The organism is Streptomyces sp. NPDC053560 (assembly GCF_044544605.1).
Lineage (GTDB): Bacteria > Actinomycetota > Actinomycetes > Streptomycetales > Streptomycetaceae > Streptomyces.
The window spans coordinates 268,529-291,237 of the sequence record NZ_JBITXI010000014.1 but is presented as its reverse complement, the minus strand read 5'-3'; the positions used below and the strand labels follow the sequence as shown (position 1 = coordinate 291,237).

20 protein-coding genes, 1 tRNA gene and 1 pseudogene are annotated in these 22,709 nt (G+C 72.8%); 15 read left to right on the top strand and 7 right to left on the bottom strand.

All coding sequences use genetic code 11. The features are described 5' to 3' along the window. Positions 1-49: 49 nt before the first annotated feature. Positions 50-835, top strand: a pseudogene (locus ACIGQF_RS31145) (SGNH/GDSL hydrolase family protein); the annotation flags it as partial. Between the two features lie 86 nt (positions 836-921). Here the strand turns inward: ACIGQF_RS31145 and ACIGQF_RS31140 are convergent. Then, a complete protein-coding gene (locus ACIGQF_RS31140; protein WP_399717113.1) occupies positions 922-1,365 on the bottom strand; it encodes an ATP-binding protein in 444 nt (147 codons plus the stop codon). A 136-nt stretch (positions 1,366-1,501) separates the two neighbouring features. On the opposite strand from ACIGQF_RS31140, the gene ACIGQF_RS31135 reads away from it, so the two are divergent. From ACIGQF_RS31135 to ACIGQF_RS31125, 3 genes are read left to right on the top strand one after another with little or no spacing between them, the layout of a single operon-like run. Next, positions 1,502-2,368, top strand: a complete 867-nt coding sequence (locus ACIGQF_RS31135; protein ID WP_399717110.1) for a helix-turn-helix domain-containing protein — start codon at positions 1,502-1,504, stop codon at positions 2,366-2,368. A gap of 3 nt (positions 2,369-2,371) precedes the next feature. Beyond that, positions 2,372-2,644 carry a DUF397 domain-containing protein gene (locus tag ACIGQF_RS31130; RefSeq protein WP_399717107.1) on the top strand — a complete coding sequence of 91 codons (273 nt, stop codon included), beginning with the start codon at positions 2,372-2,374 and terminating at the stop codon, positions 2,642-2,644. After that, entirely contained in the window at positions 2,620-3,510 is an 891-nt protein-coding gene (locus ACIGQF_RS31125) for an SAM-dependent methyltransferase (RefSeq protein WP_399717104.1), read from the top strand. Before ACIGQF_RS31130 ends, ACIGQF_RS31125 begins: the two co-directional genes overlap by 25 nt. A gap of 30 nt (positions 3,511-3,540) precedes the next feature. Here the strand turns inward: ACIGQF_RS31125 and ACIGQF_RS31120 are convergent, their stop codons facing one another. After that, complete coding sequence (locus tag ACIGQF_RS31120) at positions 3,541-4,512, bottom strand: carbohydrate kinase family protein (RefSeq protein WP_399717184.1); 972 nt, start codon at positions 4,510-4,512, stop codon at positions 3,541-3,543. A 364-nt stretch (positions 4,513-4,876) separates the two neighbouring features. Between ACIGQF_RS31120 and ACIGQF_RS31115 the strand changes: the two genes are divergently transcribed. From ACIGQF_RS31115 to ACIGQF_RS31080, 8 genes are all read left to right on the top strand, one after another. Beyond that, complete coding sequence (locus ACIGQF_RS31115) at positions 4,877-5,659, top strand: alpha-ketoglutarate-dependent dioxygenase AlkB family protein (protein ID WP_399717100.1); 783 nt, start codon at positions 4,877-4,879, stop codon at positions 5,657-5,659. A 42-nt stretch (positions 5,660-5,701) separates the two neighbouring features. Continuing rightward, positions 5,702-6,556 (top strand): GNAT family N-acetyltransferase, encoded by an 855-nt coding sequence (locus ACIGQF_RS31110; RefSeq protein ID WP_399717098.1) that lies wholly within the window; start codon positions 5,702-5,704, stop codon positions 6,554-6,556. A 234-nt stretch (positions 6,557-6,790) separates the two neighbouring features. Then, positions 6,791-7,978, top strand: a complete 1,188-nt coding sequence (locus tag ACIGQF_RS31105) for an MBL fold metallo-hydrolase (protein ID WP_399717095.1) — start codon at positions 6,791-6,793, stop codon at positions 7,976-7,978. A gap of 329 nt (positions 7,979-8,307) precedes the next feature. Then, positions 8,308-10,197: a sensor histidine kinase gene (locus ACIGQF_RS31100; protein ID WP_399717092.1), complete on the top strand. Its 1,890-nt coding sequence runs from the start codon at positions 8,308-8,310 to the stop codon at positions 10,195-10,197. Continuing rightward, positions 10,187-10,633, top strand: a complete 447-nt coding sequence (locus tag ACIGQF_RS31095; protein WP_361561260.1) for a roadblock/LC7 domain-containing protein — start codon at positions 10,187-10,189, stop codon at positions 10,631-10,633. Before ACIGQF_RS31100 ends, ACIGQF_RS31095 begins: the two co-directional genes overlap by 11 nt. A 2-nt stretch (positions 10,634-10,635) precedes the next feature. After that, entirely contained in the window at positions 10,636-11,037 is a 402-nt protein-coding gene (locus tag ACIGQF_RS31090) for a DUF742 domain-containing protein (protein ID WP_399717089.1), read from the top strand. Beyond that, a complete protein-coding gene (locus ACIGQF_RS31085) occupies positions 11,015-11,650 on the top strand; it encodes a GTP-binding protein (RefSeq protein WP_399717087.1) in 636 nt (211 codons plus the stop codon). Before ACIGQF_RS31090 ends, ACIGQF_RS31085 begins: the two co-directional genes overlap by 23 nt. After that, the gene (locus ACIGQF_RS31080; RefSeq protein WP_399717085.1) at positions 11,647-12,255 is read left to right on the top strand and encodes a GAF domain-containing protein; all 609 of its coding nucleotides are present in this window, start codon (positions 11,647-11,649) and stop codon (positions 12,253-12,255) included. The genes ACIGQF_RS31085 and ACIGQF_RS31080 overlap by 4 nt, the downstream gene beginning before the upstream one ends. 120 nt (positions 12,256-12,375) lie before the next feature. Here the strand turns inward: ACIGQF_RS31080 and ACIGQF_RS31075 are convergent, their stop codons facing one another. Further along, positions 12,376-13,617: an acyl-CoA dehydrogenase family protein gene (locus ACIGQF_RS31075; protein WP_399717082.1), complete on the bottom strand. Its 1,242-nt coding sequence runs from the start codon at positions 13,615-13,617 to the stop codon at positions 12,376-12,378. Positions 13,618-14,060: 443 nt separating this feature from the next. Continuing rightward, positions 14,061-17,279: an amidohydrolase family protein gene (locus tag ACIGQF_RS31070; RefSeq protein ID WP_399717079.1), complete on the bottom strand. Its 3,219-nt coding sequence runs from the start codon at positions 17,277-17,279 to the stop codon at positions 14,061-14,063. 204 nt (positions 17,280-17,483) lie between these two features. Here ACIGQF_RS31070 and ACIGQF_RS31065 point away from each other — a divergent pair, with 204 nt between their 5' ends. Beyond that, on the top strand, positions 17,484-18,413 hold the full coding sequence (locus tag ACIGQF_RS31065; RefSeq protein ID WP_399717076.1) for an alpha/beta fold hydrolase: 930 nt from the start codon (positions 17,484-17,486) through the stop codon (positions 18,411-18,413). A 115-nt stretch (positions 18,414-18,528) separates the two neighbouring features. On the opposite strand, the gene ACIGQF_RS31060 is transcribed toward ACIGQF_RS31065, so the two are convergent. The 3 genes from ACIGQF_RS31060 to ACIGQF_RS31050 all read right to left on the bottom strand — a co-directional run bounded on the left by ACIGQF_RS31060 (position 18,529) and on the right by ACIGQF_RS31050 (position 20,580). Further along, complete coding sequence (locus ACIGQF_RS31060) at positions 18,529-19,434, bottom strand: transketolase family protein (RefSeq protein ID WP_399717073.1); 906 nt, start codon at positions 19,432-19,434, stop codon at positions 18,529-18,531. Between the two features lie 4 nt (positions 19,435-19,438). Beyond that, positions 19,439-20,089: a transketolase gene (locus tag ACIGQF_RS31055; protein WP_399717180.1), complete on the bottom strand. Its 651-nt coding sequence runs from the start codon at positions 20,087-20,089 to the stop codon at positions 19,439-19,441. 200 nt (positions 20,090-20,289) lie between these two features. Further along, a complete protein-coding gene (locus tag ACIGQF_RS31050) occupies positions 20,290-20,580 on the bottom strand; it encodes a YiaA/YiaB family inner membrane protein (protein WP_399717070.1) in 291 nt (96 codons plus the stop codon). 165 nt (positions 20,581-20,745) lie between these two features. Between ACIGQF_RS31050 and ACIGQF_RS31045 the strand changes: the two genes are divergently transcribed. After that, positions 20,746-20,819: transfer RNA gene (locus tag ACIGQF_RS31045), tRNA-Pro, on the top strand. 317 nt (positions 20,820-21,136) lie between these two features. Further along, on the top strand, positions 21,137-22,552 hold the full coding sequence (locus ACIGQF_RS31040) for an MFS transporter (RefSeq protein WP_399717067.1): 1,416 nt from the start codon (positions 21,137-21,139) through the stop codon (positions 22,550-22,552). Positions 22,553-22,709: the final 157 nt, after the last annotated feature.

Below are 22,709 nucleotides of genomic sequence, written 5' to 3'. Positions count from 1 at the left end.
CCTGGTTACGGTGGCGTAGGTCACTCCCTAAGGTGAATTATGTCCTGACGTGGCAGAGGATTCGAAGAAGATAAGCAGCAGCGAGGGTGGCTCGATCGGGTCGTACGCAGCCGTCGGCGACAGTTTCACCGAAGGCGTCGGCGACCCCGGTCCCGATGGCGCGTTCATCGGCTGGGCGGACCGGCTCGCGGTCCTGCTCTCCGATCGCCGCCCGGAGCACGACTTCCGGTACGCCAACCTCGCCGTGCGGGGCCGCCTCCTGGACCAGATCGTCGCCGAGCAGGTCCCGCGCGCCAAGGAGCTGGGCCCCGACCTGGTGACCTTCTGCGCCGGCGGCAACGACATCCTCCGGCCCGGCTCCGACCCGGACGCCGTCGCCGAGCGGTACGCCGCCGCCGTCGCCGACCTCAAGGAGTCGGTGGGCACGGTCCTGCTCTGCACCGGCTTCGACACGCGCGGCATCCCCGTGCTCAAGCACCTGCGCGGCAAGATCGCGACGTACACCGCCCACGTGCGGGCCATCGCCGACCGGTACGACTGCCCGGTGCTGGACCTGTGGTCGCTGCGGTCCGTGCAGGACCGGCGTGCCTGGAGCGACGACCGGCTGCACCTCTCGCCCGACGGTCACACCCGGGTGGCGCTCCGCGCGGCCCAGGTCCTCGGCCTGGACGTGCCCGCCGACCCGGACCAGCCCTGGCCGCCGGAGGCCCGTACCGCTGCCGACGCCCGCCGCGAGACCATCCACTGGGCGCGCGAGCACCTCGTGCCGTGGATCGGGCGGCGGCTGCGCGGCGAGTCCTCGGGCGACCACGTCACGGCCAAGCGGCCCGAGCTGGCGCTGCTGGAGGCCGACGCGGCCGCGCTCGGCCAGGTGGCCGTCGCGCACCGGGCCGACGCCGGCCCGGCCCAGACGCTGCTGCCCTAGTACGCGAGATCGGCCCAGACGACCCGGCCCCGGCCGTCGTCGGAGGGCCGTTCGCCCCAGTCCTCGGACACCGCGCCGACCAGCAGCAGGCCGCGCCCGCACTCCCGGTCCGTACTGCGCGGCTGCGCCCGCGGACGGGAGTCGCTGTGTCCCTGGTCGGTGACCGCCACCCGCAGCCGCGCGCCGTCGAGGGTCAGCGCGCAGTGCACCCGCTCGCTGTCGGTGTGCCGCACGGCGTTGGTGAACAGCTCCGAGACCACGAGCTCGGCGTCGTCGCGCACCTGCTCGGTGGCGCCCCATTCCCGCAGCGCAGAGGTGACTCTTCGGCGGGCCTCCGGAACGGAGGTGCGCAGCGCCGGCAATTGGAAGGCGTCGCTGAGGAGTTCGACGGCGACGCCGCCGCATCCCCTTAACGATGCCGCGTTGTGGGAGGAAGGCACTCCGCAACTATGTGCGATGTTGGACAACCTTGGCAAGGATCATTCTGCAAATTGCAGAATCGACATCGCAGTCTGTTCGCACTTCTGATGGCATGACACACTGCTGACCACGGAACTCGGTTGGAGGAGATCACAAGTGGTGGACGCACGGTCGGGCGGCGCTCCGACCGTCCTGCGGGTTGTCCTCGGCAAGAGGCTGCAGGACCTTCGTGAGAAGGCCGGACTCACCTTCGAAGAGGCCGCCGATGCCCTCGACGTCACGCACGCGACCGTTCGCCGCATGGAGAAGGCCGAGGTGGGCCTCAAGATCCCCTATGTGGAGAAGCTGCTCGCGACCTACGGCGTCACCGACGCCGAGGAGAGCGAGACGTTCGTCGCCCTTGCCCGGGAGGCCAACCGCCCCGGCTGGTGGCACCGCTTCCGGGACGTCCTGCCCGACTGGTTCAGCGCGTACGTCAGCCTGGAGAGCGCCGCCAACCTCATCCGCGCCTACCAGCCGCACTACGTCCCCGGTCTGCTCCAGACCGAGGGCTACGCGCGCGCCGTCCTGCGCGCCGGCATGCCGCACGCCTCCGTCGAGGAGATCGACCGCTGCGTCGACCTCCGCATGGAACGCCAGTCGCTGCTCCGCCGCGACAACGCCCCGATGCTCTGGGCGGTCCTGGACGAGACGGTGCTGCGCCGCCCGGTCGGCGGCTCCGAGGTCATGCGCGAGCAGATCGGCCGGCTCATCGAGGCCACCGAACTCCCCAACGTCCGGCTCCAGGTCATCCCGTTCGCCGCCGGCCCGCACCCCGCCATGTACGGGCCGTTCCACATCTTCCGGTTCCCCATCCCGGAGCTGCCCGACATCGCGTACGCGGAGAGCCTGGTCGGCGCCGTGTACTTCGACCAGCGCGGCGATGTCTCGCAGTTCCTGGAGGCGCTGGACCGGATGTGCGCGCAGGCCGCGCCCGCACACCGCACCGCAGCCCTCTTGAGTGGCTTTCGCAAGGAGATCTGAACCATGGATCGCATCACCATCTACAACGGCATGCCCGCCAGCGAACTGGGCAGCGAGGGCTGGCACAAGCCGTGGAGCGGCGGCAACGGCGGCGAGTGCGTCGAGGCGATGAGACTTCAGGACGGCCGGGTGGCGCTGCGCCAGTCCACCGATCCCAACGGCCCGGCGCTGATCTACACCCACGGCGAGATCGAGAGCTTCATCCGCGGCGCGAAGGCCGGCGAGGCCGACTTCCTGCTCGCGCCCTGCGGATGCGGAGAGATGAGGACGGCGTGAGCGACATCGTTTCCCCGGCGCACGGTGAGCCCGCGGCGGACCGCGGCTTCACCGTCGAGGAGATCGACACCAGCCGGCCGCATCCGGCCCGGATGTACGACTACTACCTCGACGGCTGGGACAACTACGAGGTCGACCGCGAGGCCGCCGACCAGGTGATCCGCGTCCACCCCCAGGTCCGTGACAGCGCCCGCGCCAACCGCGCCTTCATGCGGCGCGCCGTCCGGGACGCGGCCGACAGCGGCATCCGGCAGTTCCTCGACCTCGGCACGGGCATCCCCACCTCGCCCAACACCCACGAGGTCGCCCGCGAGAGCGCCCCGGACGCCCGGGTCGTCTACGCGGACAACGACCCGATCGTCGCCACCCACGCGGGCGCCCGGCTCACCTCGGCGCCCGGCACCGGCTTCGTCCTCGGCGACGTCCGCGACCCGGCGAAGCTGCTGGCCGACCCGGTGGTCCACGCGCTGATCGATTTCGAGCGACCGGTGGCCCTGCTGCTCGTCGCGGTGCTGCACTTCGTGCGCGACGACGAGGACCCGGCCGGGGTGGTCACCGCGCTCGCGGACGCCCTGCCCGCCGGCAGCCGGCTGATCCTCTCCCACGCCACGGGCGAGCCGTACGAGGCGTACGAGGCGGGCCGCACGGACGAGGTGGCGCGGGACGGCGTCCTGAACGTCTACAAGAACGCCACCGCCACCCTCAACCTCCGCGGCAAGGCGGCGGTCGAGCGGCTCTTCGGGCCGTTCCGGCTCCAGGAGCCCGGCGTCGTCCGGGTCCCGCTGTGGCGCCCGGACGGTCCCGTGCCCACCGCCGAGGAGATCAACAACACGGTCTTCTACGGCGGTGTGGGCATCAAGGACTGAGCGCCTGTCACCGAGGCGGCGGCGCGGGCCTCACGGAGTGAGCGAGGGGGCCCGCGTCTCCGCCGCCGGCACCTCGGCCGGCTCCCGCACCGACCGGACGGCGGCCGGCTCGTCACCGGCCTCCTCCGCATCGGCGGCCAGCAGTTCGTCCGCCGAGATGAGCGCCGTGTGCGTGCCCTCCGACGTGCACGCGTGCGCGCCCGCGAGCGTCCCCAGCCGGGCGCACTCCTCCAGGTCCCGGCCCGCCAGCCGGCCGTGCAGGAAGCCGCACACGAACGCGTCGCCCGCGCCGTTGCTGTCCACCACCGGCGCCGACGGCACCGCAGCGGGGACGTGCCGCGGAGTGGAGTCGTCCGGGGTGAGGAGATACGCGCCGCCCGCGCCCGCCGTCGCGATCACCGCCTCGGCCCGGCCCTCGCGCAGGATCTCCCGCATCACCGACGCGATCCGCTCCCCGGCGCCGGCGGCGCTGAGGAACACCAGGTCCGAGCGGAGCGCGAACTCCCGGTGGTGGTCGGCCAGCCCGTCCCAGTCGTGCAGGTCGGTGGAGACGGGGACGCCCAGCTCCCTGATGTCGTCGTAGAGGAACCGCGCGAAGTGCATGATCGACAGATGCACGTGCCGGGTCCTGCGCAGGTACGGGAGGTAGTGCTCGGCCGGCATCCGCAGATCGAGCGGGTCCCGGCCGTCGTAGAACGACGTACGGCGGCCGTCCGGGGAGACGAGGTTCACCGCGCGGCGCGTCCCGTGCGGCGAGATCATCGGATCGAAGTCGACGCCGGTGCCCCGCAGCCGCTCCTTGACCAGCTCACCCTCGTGGTCCGCGCCGATGAAGTCCACGAACGCGGTGGACAGCCCGAGCGCCGCACAGCCCAGCGCGACGCCCGTGCCCGTATGCCCCGCCCACTCCCGGACCGGCGGTACGGCGTACGAGTCGGCGTGCGGTACCGGCAGCGCGCCGACCCGGACGATCGTGTCCACACCCGATCCACCGACGACCAGCACGTCGTACGGCTGGGTCGGCCGGGTGTCCTGCTGGATTCCCTGCTGGAATGTCACAAGTGTCCTTGAATCCCTGGCTGGTGAAACCGATAACGGCCCATTGGGGGCCGCTCCGGGGAGTGTAAACGCCACACTCCCCGCGCAACGCCAAGTCACTACCCCGTCACTCGCTGAGACGTGCCCCGTACACCCGTCACCACCGGTTTCCGGACAGCACGCGTCCCGCACCCGCCCCACCCGGCCCGTCCCGCGGCCCCCGCCGCGGCGTGCCGCTCAGCTCGCGGCCCGCCCCCGCGCCGCCCGTAGGCCGCGGCTCCACTTGGCCGATACCCGATGCCCCGGGGAGCCGGGGGAAGATGGCGGCATGGAGGACGAGGCGGACGGACTGTTCCCGCGCGAGGCGTTCCCGCGCGAGCGGACGGAGGTGGCACCGGGCGCGGTGCACGTACCGGACTGGCTGGACGCGGCGGAGCAGCGGGAACTGCTGGCGGCGTGCCGCGACTGGGCGAGGCCGCCGGCCGGGCTGCGCACGGTGCGGACCCCGGGCGGCGGCGTGATGTCCGTACGGCAGGTCTGCCTCGGCTGGCACTGGAGCGCGGTGCCGCGCTGCCCGGACTGCGGCCGCGCGGTCCGCCACAACCCAGGCTGCCCCGGCCGGCACTCCTACCCGTACGCCTACACCCGCACCGTCGTCGACGGCGACGGCGCGCCCGTGAAGCCCTTCCCCGAACGGCTCCGGACGCTCGCGGCCCGGGCGCTGCGCGCGGCATACGGCAGCCGGGCCGCAGTGGCACCGTACGCGCCCGGCGCGCCGTACGACATCGCGCTGGTCAACTTCTACGACGACACCGCCCGGATGGGCATGCACCAGGACATCGACGAGCGCTCCGACGCGCCCGTCGTCTCCGTCAGTCTCGGCGACACCTGCGTTTTCCGGTTCGGCAACACCGAGACCCGGAACCGCCCCTGGACCGACGTCGAGCTGCGCAGCGGCGACCTCTTCGTCTTCGGCGGCCCCTCCCGGTGGGCGTACCACGGCGTGCCCCGCACCACGTCCGGCACCGCCCCCGCGGGGCTCGGGCTGCGCGGCCGGCTGAACCTCACCCTCCGCGCCGGCGCCCTGGACCGCCCCGCCGCAGGCCCCTGAAAACCGAATGCGCACCGGCCGCGCCGGGCGGCACGCTGGACCATGGACTGGACGACGACGCACGACCTCGACACGTTCCTGACCACGGCGGGTCCCTTCCTGCGTACCCGCCCCGACGCGCACACGCTGCTGCTCGGCGTCACCGCCACGCTCGCGGCATCGGGCCCGGCGGCCTACGGCGACCGGCCACCGCGGTACGGCTGGTGGCACGGCCCGGACGGCCGCGTCGACGCCGCCTTCGCATGGACCCCGCCGCGCCCGCCGCTGCTCTCCCCGATGCCCGACCGGGCGGCCGCAGCCCTCCTGGACGTCCTGGCATCGGGCCCCGAGCCGGTCGGCGGCACCCATGGCCCCCGGGCCGCCGCCGACGCCTTCACCGCCGCCTGGGAGCGCCGCGCGGGCCGCCCGGCGCGACTCCGTACGCAGCTCACGCTCTACCGCCTGGCAGAGCCGGCCCCGCCCGACCCGGCGCCACGCGGCCGGGCACGCGCCGCCACCGCCGCCGACCGGGACCTCCTCGTGGCCTGGTGGGGAGAGTTCGCGCGGGAGAGCGACGGCGAGCAGTCCGGGCACGCCGGCTCCGTCGCCGACCGGCTGGCGTACGGCGGGCTCATGCTGTGGGAGGCCGACGGCCGCCCGTCGGCCTTGGCGGGCCGCTCCCGCACCGTCGCCGGCATGGCCCGGGTCGGCCCCGTCTACACCCCGCCCGAGCTGCGGCGGAACGGCTACGCAGCGGGCGCCACCGCCGCCGTGTCCCGCGCCGCGCTCGCGTCCGGCGCCGGGCAGGTGCTGCTCTTCGCCGACGCCGCCAACAGCACCAGCACCGCCCTGTACGAGCGGCTCGGCTACCGCCGGACCGGCGACCACCGCCGGTACGACTTCCCGCCGGACCACTGAGGACCGGGCGGCACACCCCGCTCATCCGCGCCACGAGTCGCCCGGCGTTCTGTGGGTACTCATCACCCGTCCGGCGGTACGCGGAATGCCCGGGCCGGTCGCGCGGTTGCCCGAGGAGGGTGATGGTGTTGTGTCCGGGCGGTGCGGCACCGCGGTCGTGGTGGGCCGCCGGCCCGCAGTTCCGCCGACCGTCCCGAACCTGGAGGTGTCGTGACCGCTCCCCGCTCTTGGCGCATGAGTACCGGCTCGTGGCGCACCGCCGCTTTCGGCGCCGTGCCCACTGGAGAGCGTCTGGCCAGGATTCGCCGCTCCCCGCAGTTCGTGGACGGACAGTTCCGCAATCCGGTGGCGACCCGGCAGCTCCGTCAGGGCCAGACCCTGCCGATGGTCCGTACGCAGCTGAACAAGGACGGCAGGCTGCGCAGGTCGCCGGTGGGCGAGGTGCCGGTGCACCGGCCCACCGCCACCGATCTGGCCCGGCCGCCCGCCTCCGGGCTGCGCATCACCTGGATGGGTCATTCGAGCGTGCTTGCGGAGATCGACGGTCAGCGGGTGCTGTTCGACCCGGTCTGGGGCGAGCGCTGCTCACCGTTCGGCTGGGTCGGGCCCCGGCGGCTGCACCCGGTGCCGCTGCCGCTGGCGGAGCTGCCGCCGGTCGACGCCGTCGTCATCTCGCACGACCACTACGACCACCTCGACATGCCGACGATCCAGGGGCTGATCGACACCGGCACCGCCTTCGTGGTGCCGCTCGGCATCGGCGCCGACCTGGAGTACTGGGGCGTACCGCCGGAGCGGATCACCGAACTGGACTGGCACGAGTCGACCCGGGTGGGAGAGCTGACGCTGACCGCCACCCCGGCCCAGCACTTCTGCGGGCGCGGGCTGCGCGGTCCTCAGCACACGCTGTGGGCGTCCTGGGTGGTCGCCGGGCCCGAACACCGGGTGTACCACAGCGGCGACACCGGCTACTTCGACGGCTTCGCCGAGATCGGGCAGGCGCACGGCCCGTTCGACCTCACCATGATCCAGATCGGCGCGTACAGCGAGGAGTTCTGGCCGGACATCCACATGACGCCCGAGGAGGGGCTGCGCGCCCACATCGACCTCGGCGGCGGCCGCCCCGCCGGCGCGCTGCTGCCGATCCACTGGGGGACGTTCAACCTCGCGCCGCACCCGTGGGCCGAGCCGGCGGAACGTACGGCAGCGGCGGCCATGGCGGCGGGCGCGAAGCTCGCCGCGCCGGTGCCCGGCAAGCCGTTCGAGCCCGCGGACGAATTCACCGTGGAGCCGTGGTGGCGGGCCGTTGCCGTACCGCCGGCCCACGGGTGGCCGTGCTGGCCGCCGAAGGGGCCCGCGGCGATGGCGAGCGGGGCCAGTGGGGCCAGTGAGGCGAACAGCGCACCGGTCGCGGGGGAGTGACGGGCGGGAGAAGGTGAACGAAGCGGCGGTCTGCGGGCCGCCGCTTCCGCGTTTCCGGAACCGGGAGGGAAGGAAATCCCGGGCGGCGAACGGGAGTTCGTAATCCCTCGCACTTCCGTACGAGGAACTGCCACTCAGGAAGGTGGCGTGGGGTAGCGAAACCCCGAAGTCCGCCCGGTCGGCCCCACCCCAACAACTAGCGTGCGTGCTCCGCGAACCGCCGACGGCCGATCCGGAGGGCGCCGATGCCTGCTGCATTTCCCCAGGAGACGGGGACCGACGTGCCCCAGGAGCACCCCGCATCCCACGGGACCCGGGGGACGGGGGGAATGGTTCCCGCACCGCTGCCCGGGCGGCGGCGGGACCGCGAAGGCGCCCGGCACAGCCGCGTACCCCTGCGCGAGACGGCCGCCGACTCCGTCATACGTGTCCGCCTCGTACGCCTCGCGGCGGTGCCCTGCCTGCTCGTCGCCGCCACCTGCTCCGCCGTGACCGCGTTCGTCGCCCGGTCCGGCGGACAGCCGCTGAGTGGGGCCGCCTGGATCGTCCTCGGCTGCGGCTTCGCCCTCGTCTGCGGTGTCACCGCCGTGGCCTGCGCCGCCGCCACCGCCGAGGCCCGCGCCACCGTGCAGCGCTACGCGCGCCTCCGCGAGGTGTGCGCCCGCAGCCAGTCCGACCTGTACGCCCTCGTGCACCGCGTCCGCCAGGGGGAGTGGCTCCAGCAGCGTGCCCCCGAGCCGCTGCCCCGCCCCGCCGGCGACACCCTGGACCTCCTCCTCCACGACGTCTCCGCCGCCGGCCGCGCCGCCGAGACCGCCGTCATCGACGCGGTGGCCGTCGCCCGCGGCAACGCCAGCGGAAGCGAGCAGAAGGTCGAGGTCTTCGTGAACCTCGCCCGGCGCCTCCAGTCCCTGGTCCACCGCGAGATCGAACTGCTCGACGAGCTGGAGAACCGGGTGGAGGACCCGGACCTGCTCAAGGGGCTCTTCCACGTGGACCACCTCGCCACCCGCATCCGCCGCCACGCCGAGAACCTCGCCGTCCTCGGCGGCGCCATCTCCCGCCGCCAGTGGAGCCGCCCGGTCACCATGACCGAGGTCATGCGGTCCTCCATCGCCGAGGTCGAGCAGTACCCGCGCGTCAAGCTCGTACCGCCCATCGAGGGCACCCTGCGCGGCCACGCCGTCGCCGACGTCATCCACCTCCTCGCCGAGCTGGTCGAGAACGCCACGGTCTTCTCCGCGCCGCACACCCACATCCTGCTCCGCGCCCAGCTGGTCACCGCCGGTCTCGCCGTCGAGGTCGAGGACCGCGGCCTGGGCATGGACCTGGAGGAGCAGGACCGGATGAACGCGCTGCTCGCCGACCCCGACCACGTCGACGTCGCCGAACTCCTCAACGACGGCCGCATCGGCCTCTTCGTGGTCTCCTCCCTGGCCCGCCGGCACGGCATCGTCGTCCGCCTCCAGAGCAACATCTACGGCGGCGTCCAGGCCGTCCTCATCCTGCCGCAGGGCCTCCTCGGCGACGAGCCCGCCGGGGACGCCGACCGGGCCGCCACCCCCGCCCCGCCCGCCGTCGCCCCCGCCGAGGAGCGCGAGCGGCACCGCGGAGCCGCGCGGACCGCCAACGGCCATGACCCCGACGGCATCCTGCCGCCCCCGCCGCCGCGCGCCGACCGTGTCGTCCCGGCCCCGCCGGCGTACCGCCCAGCGCAGGCCCCGCAGCCCGTCGCCGCCGCGCCCCGCGGCACGGCCGGTGCCCCCGCGGAGCCCACCGACCCGCGCCGGGACGCCGCACGCGCCGAGGCGCGTGACCCGGGCAGCGGCCGGGCCGCGGCGGCGGACGCTCCCACCGTCGCCGCGGCCCCGGAACCCGGCCCCGTCGTCCTGCCCCCGGCCTCGCCCGCCACCACCGGCGACCGGCCGAACCTGCCCCGCCGCCGAAAGCAGGAACACCTCGTCCCCGAGCTGCGCGACCCCACCCCGCCCGGCGGCGTCCGTACGCCCGGGCGCCCCGAGCCCGAGCACGACCCCGGCCTGATGGCCGCCTTCCGGCGCGGCATCAGCCTCGCCGACGACACCTACGACGCGGCCGCTGCCCCGGGCACCGGCCACGACCCCGCCCCCGCGTACGGCAGCAGCGCCCCGTACGACCAGACCGGCAACGGAACGGCCGTGAGCCGCCCACGAGGAGACGACCAGAACCATGGTGAGTGACCTTCACGTACAGCCCCAGCGGCACGGCAGCCGGCCAACGACGGACCTGTCCTGGCTGCTGACCGGACTCGTCCAGCGCGTCCCCCACGCCAGAAGCGCCCTGCTGCTCTCCTCCGACGGCCTGGTCAAGGCGGCACACGGCTTCGAGCCGGACAGCGCCGACCACATGGCCGCGCTCGCCTCCGGCCTGTACAGCCTCGCCCGCAGCGCGGGCGTCCGCTTCGGCGACGGCGACGACGTCCTCCAGGTCGTCGTCGAGCTGGAGTCCACCCTGCTCTTCGTGTCCACCGCCGGATCCGGCGCCAACCTCGCCGTCCTCGCCGGCCGCGAGGCCGATGTCGCCGTGCTCGGCTACGAGATGGGCATGCTGGTCAAGAGCGTACGGCCCTACCTCGCCACGCCCGCGCGACACCAGGCACGGGCGGGCGGGCGCTGAACATGGCGGTACGTCGCCGGCGACGGCACGGGCCGGAGCCGCTGTGGCTCGACGACGAGGCCGGCCGCCTGGTCCGTCCGTACACCGTCAGCAACGGACGGACCCGCCCCACCGCCCAGTTCGATCTGCTGACGATGGTGATGGCCACCGGCAAGCGCCCGGTGACGTGTCAGGGCCCGGACCACATGCAGGTTCTCGGACTGTGCGGCGGCCCGGTCTCCGTGGCCGAGGTCGCCGCACACATACGCCTGCCGGCGGTGGTCACCAAGGTGCTGCTCGCGGATCTCGTCGACTGCGGAGCCCTCACCGCCCGGGCCCCCGTGCAGGATCCGAACGGCCCGTCGCCCCATACCGACCGAGCTCTCCTGGAGGCGGTGCTGAATGGACTCCGACAGCGTCTTTGAAAAGACCAGTACTTTTGAACCGTACGCCCCGGACACCGGGCCCGAGGGCGCCCCTTTTCCCTCCGCCCTGAAGATCCTCGTCGCGGGCGGCTTCGGGGTCGGCAAGACCACCTTCGTCGGCGCCGTCAGCGAGATCGAACCGCTGTGCACGGAGGAACTCCTCACCCAGGTCAGCATCGGCACCGACTGCCTCGACGGGGTCGAGGACAAGACCACCACCACCGTCGCGATGGACTTCGGGCGCATCACCGTCAGCACCGACCATGTGCTCTACCTCTTCGGCACACCCGGCCAGGAACGTTTCTGGTTCATGTGGGACGAGCTGTCGGCCGGCGCACTCGGCGCCGTCGTCCTCGCCGACACCCGGCGCCTCGAACACTGCTTCTCCGCCGTCGACTTCTTCGAGCGCCGCGGCATCGAATTCATCGTCGCGGTCAACCAGTTCGACGGCTCCTTCCACTACGAGCCCGACGAGGTGCGTGCCGCCATAGACCTCTCGCCCAGCACCCCGGTCGTGCTGTGCGACGCCCGGCACTGCAGTTCCGCGACCAACGTCCTGGTCGCCCTCGTCCAGCACCTACTGACCCCCGCATTCGCCTCGGAGCTGCCATGACCCACCCCGCGTCCCACCTCTCCGCCGCTACTTACGACCCCACCCGGCACTTGCTGTTGACGCCCGACGACGACGAGGCGCCGGCGCGCGTCGCCCGGCTGCGCACGCTCGGCATCGGTGAGGCGCCGCTGCCCGCTTTCGACGAGTTCGCGCGCAACCTCGCCCGGACCACCCAGGCGCCGTACGCCATGGTCAACTTCATCGACGAGCACCGGCAGTACTTCGCGGGGCTGTACACCCCGGCCGAGGAACAGGCCCCCGTCGAGCTGGGGCCCGCGCCCGCCAGCGCCCAGCCGGGCCGGGTGATGGCCCGTGACCACGGCTACTGCCCGCACGTCATCGTCCGCCGCAAGGCGCTGGTGCTGGAGGACGTCTGCGACTACCCGCGGTTCGCCGGCAACCCGGTCGTCGACGAGATCGGCATCCGCTCCTACCTCGGCGCGCCGCTGATCGACCGTACGGGCATGGCGCTCGGCACGGTCTGCGTGGTGGACCTCGAACCGCGCCCGTGGGGCCGCGAGGGCCTGGAGACCATCAAGTCGATGGCGGCCCGGCTGGTCGACCAGATCCACCTGATGGAGCGGGAGCAGACGGAGGGGCTGTGAGCCCGCCGCCCGCGGTACGGAGGAACGGCCCGGTGGGGCCCCGCTGTCCGGCAGCGGGGCCCCACCGGGCCGTTGTGTGCGGCTCTCCCGCGGTAAGCCGCCATGACGTCGGTCCCCGGGTCAGCAGCCCACTCCCGCGTAGGCCTGGTGGGGGTCGTACTGCTGGGGGACGTGCTCCGCCGTGCGGACCCGGTCCGCGAGCCGGCTGGACCACTCGCCGCGCGCCGAGCCCAGCGCCAGCTCGCCCAGGCGCAGCAGCTGGATGTCGGAGGTGCCGGCCGGCGCGAAGATGTGGTGTGCGTCCCGCAGATAGCGCTCCACGGGCCGGTCGGTGAACAGCCCGCACGCGGCGTGGATGTCCATGGCGTCGCGGGCCGACTCGATCGCCGACTCGACGTTGACGAGCTTGGCGTTCATCAGCTCCGCGTCGCAGCTCTCGCCGCGGTCCAGCAGGTGCACCGCGTGGTAGGCGGCGAGCCGGGCGGTCAGCAGCCGGGACTGGATCCGCCCCAGCTTGATCTTGATGTTGGTCAGCGCCCCGAGCGGCTTGCCGTAGCGCTGCCGTTCCGCGCAGAAGCGCGCGGTCTCCTCCAGGACCGCCTGGTGGATGCCGAGGGAGACGGCGGTGAGGTTCGGGCGGCCGTACAGCACGCTGGAGGAGTACGCGACGGACAGCCCGTCGCCCTCCCGGCCGAGGAGATTGGCCGCCGGGACGCGGCAGTTCTCGAAGAACAGCTCGCCGAAGCTGAAGCCGTGCAGGCCCATGGTCGCGGTCTCGGGGCCGACCCGGAAGCCGGGGCGGTCGTGCTCCACGAGGAAGGCCGAGAGGCCCTGCGAGCCCTCGCCGGTACGGACGACCACGCCGTGCAGATCGCCGACGTGGCTGTTGCCGACGTAGATCTTGCTGCCGTTGAGGATGTAGTCGTCGCCGTCCCGGACCGCGCTGCTGGTCATGCCGAGGACGTGGCCGCCGGAGTGGGGTTCGGTGACCGCGATGGTCGGGAGGCACTCGCCCGCGGCGATGGCCGGCAGCCAGGTCTTCTTCTGCTCCTCGCTGCCGAAGTGGATGATCTTCGCGACGCCGAGCTGGGAGGCCTGCACCATCGCGCCCATGGCGGCGCTGACCCGGGAGAGCTCCTCGATTATCACCGTCTTTGCCAGGTGTCCCGCCCCCATGCCGCCGTAGCCGCGGGCCACGGTCGCGCCGATCCAGCCCTGGCGGGCGATCCGGCGCGACAGGGCGTGGCTGACGGTGCGGCCTGCCTCCATCTCGGCTATGCGGGGCCGGACTTCGCGCTCTGCGAAGTCGCGCACCCTGTGCCGGAGTGCCTCATGCCGCTGGTCCGTGAAGTAGCGATGCAAGACGAGCCCTCCTCCGTAATGCGTCCGCGCTAGTGGAATTCGTTCATCCGGTATATGTCATTCCTCGATCGGATCCGGACAGTCGTTCTGTGGTTACCCCGAGTGCAATACCCGTTGGCATACCTGGCGCAGGGCGCATAAAACCTCTACTCGTCGCATTTATGCGAAGACATTGGAGTGCGCATTGATCCTTCACCACCCCGTGGGGCTCCCACATGCGAAAACGCAGAACTGAGGCAGGAGTGATCAGAGTTGCTCGCTACGTGGGTACGCCTGACCGAATTTCGACGGGGTCGCGTCACCGGAGGAGTGCGTAGCGCACGCACGCAGAGCACCCCTGCGCGGCGCACCGGACCAGCGCAGGACGGCGCGGGGCGCGGCCTGCCGGTGCCGTAGCACGCGCACTCCCGCCCCGCGCCACCCGACGCCTCCCCCTCGTAGGGCTAATGGCCGGCGTCGCAGCAGGAGTCCCGGCGCAGCTGCCGGCCCACCGCCGCCCAGTCCTCCGCACCGGCAGCCCGCGCCGCAGCCGGCCCCTGCCCCTCGAACGCGCCCACCAGATCGCCCTGTTCGTACAGCCGGCCGCCGCGCAGCACCCCCGACGTCCGCACCAGCGCGTCGAAATCACGGAACGGATCACCGTCCACCAGCGCCAGATCCGCGACCTTGCCCTCCTCCAGCGTCCCCAGATCCCGCTCGGCTCCGAACACCCGCGCCGGCAGCGCCGTCGCCGTACGCAGCGTCTCCGCCACCGACAGCCCCGCCCGGTGCAGCGCCCGCAACGCCAGATGCAGCGACAGCCCGATCGGCATCAGCGGCGCGTCCGTACCCAGCGCCACCAGCCCGCCCTCACCCAGCACCCGCCGGTAGAACGCCGTCTCCCGCGCGAGATCCGCCAGCTCCGCCTCCGTCGGCCGGTGCCCCGCGTCCTCCCGCACCAGCGCCACGTCCCACGGCGGCATCAGCGCCGTCACCCGCGGATCGTCGGCCAGCCCGGGATCGGCGCCGATCAGCACGCCCGACGTGAAGGGCGTCGCCACGAGATGGAAATCCGTCGCCGTGTACACCTCCGCCACATCACCGTACGTACGCGACGTCGCCGACACCGCATGACCGAACTCCAGCCGCTGCGTAGCCTGCAGATGGGTCGTCAGGTCCTGGCCCAGCTGCACCCCCGGCGTCAGCAGATGGCTCCCCGACCGCACCCCCAGCCGCTCGTGCGCGAACTCCGCCGCCTCCTGCATGACCCAGCCCGGCGCCCGCACATACGTCTTCACGAAGTCCCAGTCCAGCGCCGCACCACGGGCCAGCGACCGGCGCAGCCCCGCCCGGGTGCGGTGCGCCCGCCCCATGCTGTACGCCACCCGCGCCCCGTCCAGCAGCTCACCGCAGCTCAGCAGCCGCGGACCGGCCAGCGCCCCGGCCGCCACCGCCTCCCGCAGCCGCGCCTGCTCGTACGAGAAACCGCCGAACGACACCGCCGTGGTGATCCCGTACGCCAGCTGCAACGCCGTCTGCCGCCCGCCGTACGTCAGCTGCCAGGGATGCGTGTGCGAGTCCCACAGCCCCGGGATCACCGTGCGCTCCGAGGCGTCCACCCGCCGCGCGGCCCGGCGCCCGGCACGGTGCGGCGCGACCGCCGCGATCCGCCCGTTCCGGATCACCACGTCCACGTCGTCCCGGACCTGCTCGCCCATCCCGTCCCAGAACCGCCCCGCGTGCACCACCGTGTCCGCCGTCCGCGCCCGCCGGTGGTCCAGCCGCAGCGGCACCGTACGCGGCGCACCACCGGCCGCCGGCACCGTCCGCAGCCGCCCCGCCGAAAGGTAGAGCAGCGTACGGGAATCACCCGACCAGGACGGATGGTCCGCCGGCTCCTCCGTCAGCTGCCGCGGCGCACCGTCCGGCGTTCCGTCGGGGCGCACCGGCAGCAGCCACAGCGCCGACTCGGCGACCACCGCCAGCCACCGCCCGTCCGGCGACCAGACAGGGCCGGAGTCGTACCGGTCGGAGATCGAGACATGCGCGTCCGGCGCGTGCAGCCGGCTCGCGCCGGACTCGGCGTCCACCACCCGGATCAGGTTGTAGCCCTCGCGGAACCGCTGGTTGAGCCGGTTCCGGTCGCACAGCGCGAGATACCGGCCGTCCGGCGACCAGCTCGGCCGCCCCGGCAGCCCGCCCCCGCCCAGCGGCGCCGCGAGCCTCCGCTCCGTACCGGCCGCCAGGTCCCGCACCACGAGATTCCCCGACATGTCCAGCGCGGCCAGCCGCCGCCCGTCGGGCGAGAGCGCCGGATGCACCCGGCCGCCCTCCGCGAGCACCCGCTCCGCACCGGTCGCCACGTCCCGCCGCCGCACCGCGTACAACCCGTCCCGGTCGTCCGCGTACACCAGCGCCCGGCCGTCCCGCGTCCACGACGGCGCCAGGAGATAACGCGTCGGCGCGGTCTTCACCACCAGCCGCGGCGCACCGCCCGAAACCGACGCCACCCACAGCCCGTTGAGCGCGGCGAACGCGACCCGGCGGCCGTCGGGGGAGAGCGCGGGCAGATGCACACCCCGCACCGGGCGCGCGCCGTCCCGCTCGAAGCCGTAGTCCTTGACCCGGTACCGCGGCCGCTCCACCGGCATCCGCGCGGCGAACGGAATGGTCTCGGCGGCATCCGGACGCTCCGGCCGGACGACCGTGAACTGCCCGCCCACCGTCACCAGCAGCTCCTCGCGGGAGATCCAGCGCGGCGGCACCGGCATCACATCGCCGTCCACCGCCACCGCGGCACCGTCCACGACCAGTGTGCAGGTGGGGCCCGGCGCCGGAGTCGTCCGTACATAGGCCAGCCGCCCGGCGGGTGACAGCGCCGGCACCATGACCTGCGCGGCGGCCTTCTCGGTGTGCTCGGTGACCACCGGCCCGCCGCCGTCCGCCGGCACCGAGGCGACCGTACGGGACTCCAGCGCGGTGCCCGCCGGCCGCCCCCGCACGAACCAGATGCGCGCACCGTCCGGTGCCCACACCGGGTCGAAGTCCTCCCACGCGCCGCCCTGGTGCGGCCCGTCCTGGTCCGGCACCCCCGTGACCTGCGTCAGCTTGCCGCTCGCGAGCTCCAGCACCCAGATTCGGTACGGGCTGCCCGCCACCGGGTCGCCGCCGCGCTCCGAGGCGAACGCGATCCGGGTGCCGTCCGGCGACCACGCGGGCCCCCGGTCGTCCCACGGCCCGTCGGTGACCTGCCGCAGCCCCGAGCCGTCCGGGGCCAGCGTCCAGATGTGGAACTGACCGCCCTGGTAGCCGCAGACCGCCAGCCGCGAGCCGTCCGGCGCGAAGACCGGCCGCGTCGGCTCCAGGAGCGGCGGGGTGAGCGCCGTCGCCGTACCGCCCGAGCGCGGCACCGACCACAGCACGTTCTGGACCTCGGCCACCAGATGCTTGCCGTCGGGGGCGAGGGTGGCGGCGCCGTTGGTGGCGGCGGTGAAGGAGAGGGTGGTGGCGCGGGCCGCGGCGGCCGGCGCGGTGGCGGCGGGTGCCGCGGAGGCGGCGGCCGGGAGCCCGGCGAGCCCCACTGCGGCCGCCGCGGTGGCGGTGCCCTGAAGAAAGCCGCGGCGGGAAAGGGGAGAGGGGGCTGAGCCGGCGTCGGCGCCCGGGAAACTGTCCGTGGTGTCCAACGGTCCTCCTATGACAGGGGATACGTGTGGTGCACAACCAGCCAGGAACCCGCCGATCTTGTCACGCTCCGGACAGCGAAGGTCAACACCTCGTCGCGTCCCCTCTTGGCGCGTCCCGCCCCCGGAGGAGAAGGTGGCCTGGTTCACGGACGAGAAGGTGGCCCGCCCCGCGCCGCCCGCGTCAACAGTGAGGAGACGACGCCCATGCAGCAGGACTTCCACGAGGCGCCCGACGGCACCCGAGTGGCCACCTACACCTGGCTCCCCGAGACGGGCCGTCCGCGCGCCCTCGTACAGATCGCACACGGCGCCGCCGAACACGCCTGCCGCTACGACCGCTTCGCCCGCTTCCTGACCGCGCACGGATACGGTGTCGTCGCCTCCGACCACCGCGGGCACGGCGCCACCGCCGCGTCCACCGGCGGCCGCGGCGTCGTCGGCGAGGACGCCTGGCGCCGCACCGTCGACGACCTCAAGGCCATCGGCGACACGGCGCGCGGCCTGCACCCCGGCGTGCCGCTGGTGCTGCTCGGCCACAGCATGGGCTCGATGCTCGCCCGCGACTACGCCCAGGAGTACGCCGACGGGCTGGCAGGGCTGATCCTCTCCGGCACCTTCCGTACGCTGCCCGGCGCCGAGATCGAGGGCTCGATCGCCGCACTGGAGGCCGAGGCGGCGCAGCGCGGACGCACCGCGCTCTCCGACTTCATCCCGCGCCTCTTCGGCTCGTTCAATGACCCGTACCCGCACCGCACCGGCTTCGAATGGCTCTCGCGCGACGCGGCCGAGGTGGACACGTACGCCGCCGACGACGACTGCGGCTTCCCCTTCTGTACGGGGCTCGCGCTGGACTGGGTACGCGCCGTCCGCAAGGTCAACGACCCGGCGAACCTCGCCCGCATGCCCCGCGACCTGCCCGTCCACCTCGCCGTCGGCGACCAGGACCCCTGCAACCAGCGGATGACCCTGGTCTACGAACTCCTGGAGGACTTCCGCTACCTCGGCACCGAGGACCTGACCTGGACGGCCTACCCCGACGCCCGCCACGAGATCCTCAACGAGACCAACCGCGACGAGGTCCAACAGGACCTGCTGTCCTGGCTGGACAAGCGAGTTGTCAGTGGCGGGCACTAGCTTGATATGGGTGTGGCGGCGGCGGGGGAGGGGGTCACGTCACTTCTCGGGGAGAGGGAGGGGCCCTGCCCAGGGCCACGAGCCCCGCCCCTCACTCCGCCCTTCACCCCGCCCCTCACTCCGCGCCCAAGAACCCCCCGATCCGCTCCCGCAGTGAGGCCGCGTCCAGGCCGTGGGCCGCCAAGTGGGCCGGCATGTCGCCGTAGCGGCGGAGCTCCTGGCGGCTTACGCCGAGGCCCAGCACACGGTGCGGGATGTCCTGCAGCGCCTCGTCCGCGGCCGTTGACGACGTGCCCGCCAGGTACGGCTCGACCAGGACGACGTCCGCCGCGCCCGTCCCGCCGGCGGCAGCGCGCAGCGTCGCGCCGTCGAAGGGCCGTACGGTCGTCGCGTACAGCACCGTGACGTCCATCCCCTCGGTCGCCGTCAGCACGTTGTCCAGCATCGGGCCGACCGCGACGACCGTCCCCGCGCGCCCCCCGCGCAGCGTCAGGAAGCGGCTGCCGTCCACCGGGCGCGGCGCCTCGTTGGTCTGTACGGACAGCCGCACGTACACCTTGTCGTCGCCGGCCGCCGCGGCGTGCCGCAGCAGGACCTCCGCCTCGTCCGGGTGCCCCGGCACATGCACCGTCCACCCGTCGAGCGTGTTCATCAACGCCACGTCCCCGGGCGACATATGAGTGAAGCCGCCCGCGGGCCAGTCGTACGACCCGCCCGCGCTGACGAGCACGCCGCCGACCCCCTGGTGCCCGAAGTCGAGCTTCACCTGCTCGAAGGGCCGCTCGACCAGGAAGCCGGCAAAGGTGTGCACGATCGGCCGCAGCCCGGTGAGCGCCAGCCCGCCGCCCACTCCGACCAGCAACTGTTCCCTGATGCCCACGTTCAGCACCCGGTCGGGGTGGCGTTCGTGGGCCGCGGTGAAGCCGTCCTTGCCGATCTCGGCGAGTACGACGGCCAGCCGCGGGTCCTCGTCCAGCAGCCGCGAGGTGACCGCGGCGAAGCGTTCCCGCATGGTGTCCATGTGCTCAGGCCTCCTTGGGGTCGACGCGGGCGACGACGGCGTGCGGCCGTCCCGGATGCGGTGCGGTGTACGCGGCGTACAGCGCGTCGTGGTCACGGCCGTCGACGGTCCGCACCGACCACCCCGCCGCCGCGAAGCGCGCGGCGATCCCGCCGTCCAGCGGATACGAAGCCGAGGCATTGTCGACCACGACCACATGCAGCCGGTCCAGCCCGGCGGGCCCGGCGTATGCGAGGGCCTCGTGGTTGCTGCCCTCGTCCAGTTCGGCGTCCCCGATCAGCACCCAGACCGCGGGTTCGGTGCGGCCCTGGGCGCGCAGCCCGAGTGCGGTGCCGACCGCGAGCGGCAGCCCGTGCCCGAGCGATCCGCTGCCGATCTCCGCGCCCGGCACGAGCTGCCGGTCCGGGTGGTGCCCGAGCGGCGAGTCGTACGAGCCGAACCCGGGCAGCCACTCCGCCGGGAAGAACCCCTTCGCCGCGAGCACCGCGTAGTACGCCATCGGCCCGTGCCCCTTGGACAGCAGGAAGCGGTCCCGGTCCGGGTCCTCGACGGTCCCGGGCGAGACCCGCAGCACCCGGTCGTACAGCACCCACAGCGTGTCGAGGGTGGAGGTGGCGGCGGGCCCGTGCTTCTCGTCCCCGGTCATGAGCCCCATCAGAGAGGGCAGTTGGTCATACCGGTCGTACGGAAGCTCGTACGGGAGCGGGCCGGCGTCGGCGCGCTCCCTCGCGATATCGCTCGTCATCTCGGTCATGCGACCACCGTGCAACCTCAACCTGACTTCAGGTCAAGCGGTCACCGCCCGAGAGTGCCGTCCCTCCAAGAGGGCTCCACTTCGAGGCCCCCTTCCGGGGCTCACACCCCCGGCTTGAACACGTCCTGCTCGATGAGCAGCTTGTCGATCCGGGCCTTGTCCACCCGATTGGTCACCTCCTCGACCTCCTGCCGGTCGCGGACGCACTTCGCCAGCGTGAATGCCGACGACACCACGAAGATGAGTCCGAGCCCGAGGAAGCTCCGCTCCCAGGCCCCTACGGGCAGCTTGGCGATCCCGATGGCCAGGGCCGCCAGTGACAGCCCGAACGAGAGCGCGGCCTGCACAAAGAAGGCCGTCGTCGTCGGACGCTGAATGGATGGTGTGCTCATGAGGGGTAGCGTGGCGCCCCGTGACCCGCGCCACATGAGTACGCCTACTCATCCTGTACCCGCGCGTCACCCCCGCCCCTTCGGCCAACCCGCAGCGCGCACCCTCTGACATGGGGTATTGTTCTCGTGCACGGCCGCCCGGGGCTCCCCGAGCAGGCCAGGCACCGGGACGTGGCGCAGCTTGGTAGCGCACTTGACTGGGGGTCAAGGGGTCGCAGGTTCAAATCCTGTCGTCCCGACTCGAAAGAGTCGCAGAGCAGAGGCCGTATCGGAGAGTATCCGATACGGCCTTTTTGTGTACCTGTCGCTTTCCCGGTAGGGCCTCGGGCCTCGAACTCGCCGCCGACTCAGCAGGGTTGATCCCCGGCAGTGGGACGGGCGCCGCCGCCCTCGTCCCACATCGTGATATCCCCCGACCGTTGAATGAGATAGATGAGATGGTCGCGCTGCTCAGGCGGTTCGTGCGACTTATCCGCGAGGGGGACGCGCGCTGCCGTCGGGCCGCCGGCGCGCGCTGCCGGTGACCGTTCTCCACCCTCGCGCGAAAGACCGAGACATGTCCGCATCAGCCAGCAGCCCCGCCCAGGCACCCGTCAATTCGCGGTCCCGCGTGCTCATCGCCAGCCTCATCGGTACGACGATCGAGTTCTACGACTTCTACGTCTACGCGACCGCCGCCGTTCTGGTCTTCCCCAAGCTCTTCTTCCCGAGCAGTGACCCGACGACGGCATTGCTGTCGTCCTTCGCGGTGTTCGGCGCCGCGATGATCGCGCGCCCGATCGGTGCCGTCTTCTTCGGGCACCTCGGGGACCGGCTCGGCCGCAAGGGGACGCTGGTGGTCTCGCTGCTCACCATGGGCATCGCCACCTTCCTCATCGGCGTCCTGCCCACATACGCACAGGCTGGCTGGGTGGCCACCGCGCTGCTGGTGCTGATGCGGATCGCGCAGGGCTTCGCGCTCGGCGGTGAGTGGAGCGGTGCGGCGCTGGTCGCCACCGAGAACGCTCCCCGCGGCAAGCGCGCCCTGTACGGCACGTTCCCGCAGCTGGGCGCCCCGCTCGGTTTCATCATCGGCAACGGCCTCTTCCTGATCATCGCCGCGCTGCTGCCGTCCGCGGCGGGCGCCGACCCCTCCCAGCCCTCCGAGGCCTTCCTGACCTGGGGCTGGCGCATCCCGTTCCTGTTCTCGGCCGTGATGGTCGCGATCGGCCTGTGGGTGCGGATGCGGCTCGTGGAGTCGGCGGTCTTCGCCAAGACCCGCGAGTCCGGGCTGGTGCGGAAGCTGCCGCTGGTCACCGTCTTCCGCAGCCACTGGAAGCAGCTGATCCTCGGCACCTTCGTCATGCTGGCGACGTACGTGCTCTTCTACCTGATGACCACGTTCTCGCTGAGCTACGGGCGTGCCGCGAAGAACGCCCCCGTGCCCGGCCTCGGGTACGGCTACACCACGTTCGTACTGATGATGATCTTCGGCGTGCTGTTCTTCGCCGCTTTCACTCTGATCTCCGGCCCGCTGGCCGACAAGTACGGCCGCCGCGCCACCCTGATCTGGATCACCGCCGGGATCGTGGTCTTCGGGCTGGTGTGGGTGCCGCTGATCGGCCTGGGCACGCTGGGCGTGGTGCTGTGGCTGGTGCTCGGCTTCACGCTGATGGGCATGACCTTCGGTCCGATGGGCGCGCTGCTGCCGGAGCTGTTCCCGACCAGCGTGCGCTACACCGGTTCCGGCATCGCCTACAACGTCAGCTCGATCCTCGGCGCGGCCGTCGCCCCGTTCATCGCGGTGGCGCTGTGGGAGGCCGGTGACGGCTCGCCGTGGCTGGTCGGGATCTACCTCTCCGCGATGGCGCTGCTGACCCTGATCGCCCTCGTACTCGGCAAGGAGACCAGGAACGTCTCCCTGGACGACGGGGAGACGAAGCCCTCCGACGCCGACGAGGACGCGGCCGCCACCACCGTCGCCGTCTCCTGAGACGCCCCTCCGGAGCCCGCCGCGGCCCCCTTCGCCCAACTGCGGGCGGAGGGGGCCGCACGGCGTTTCGGGGTCCGCCGCCTGCGCCCCGCCTGTACTCCTCTGTGCGCTCAGCCCGTAGGCGCGTCCGCGCGAGCGCGGCGGAGGGCGAAGGCCG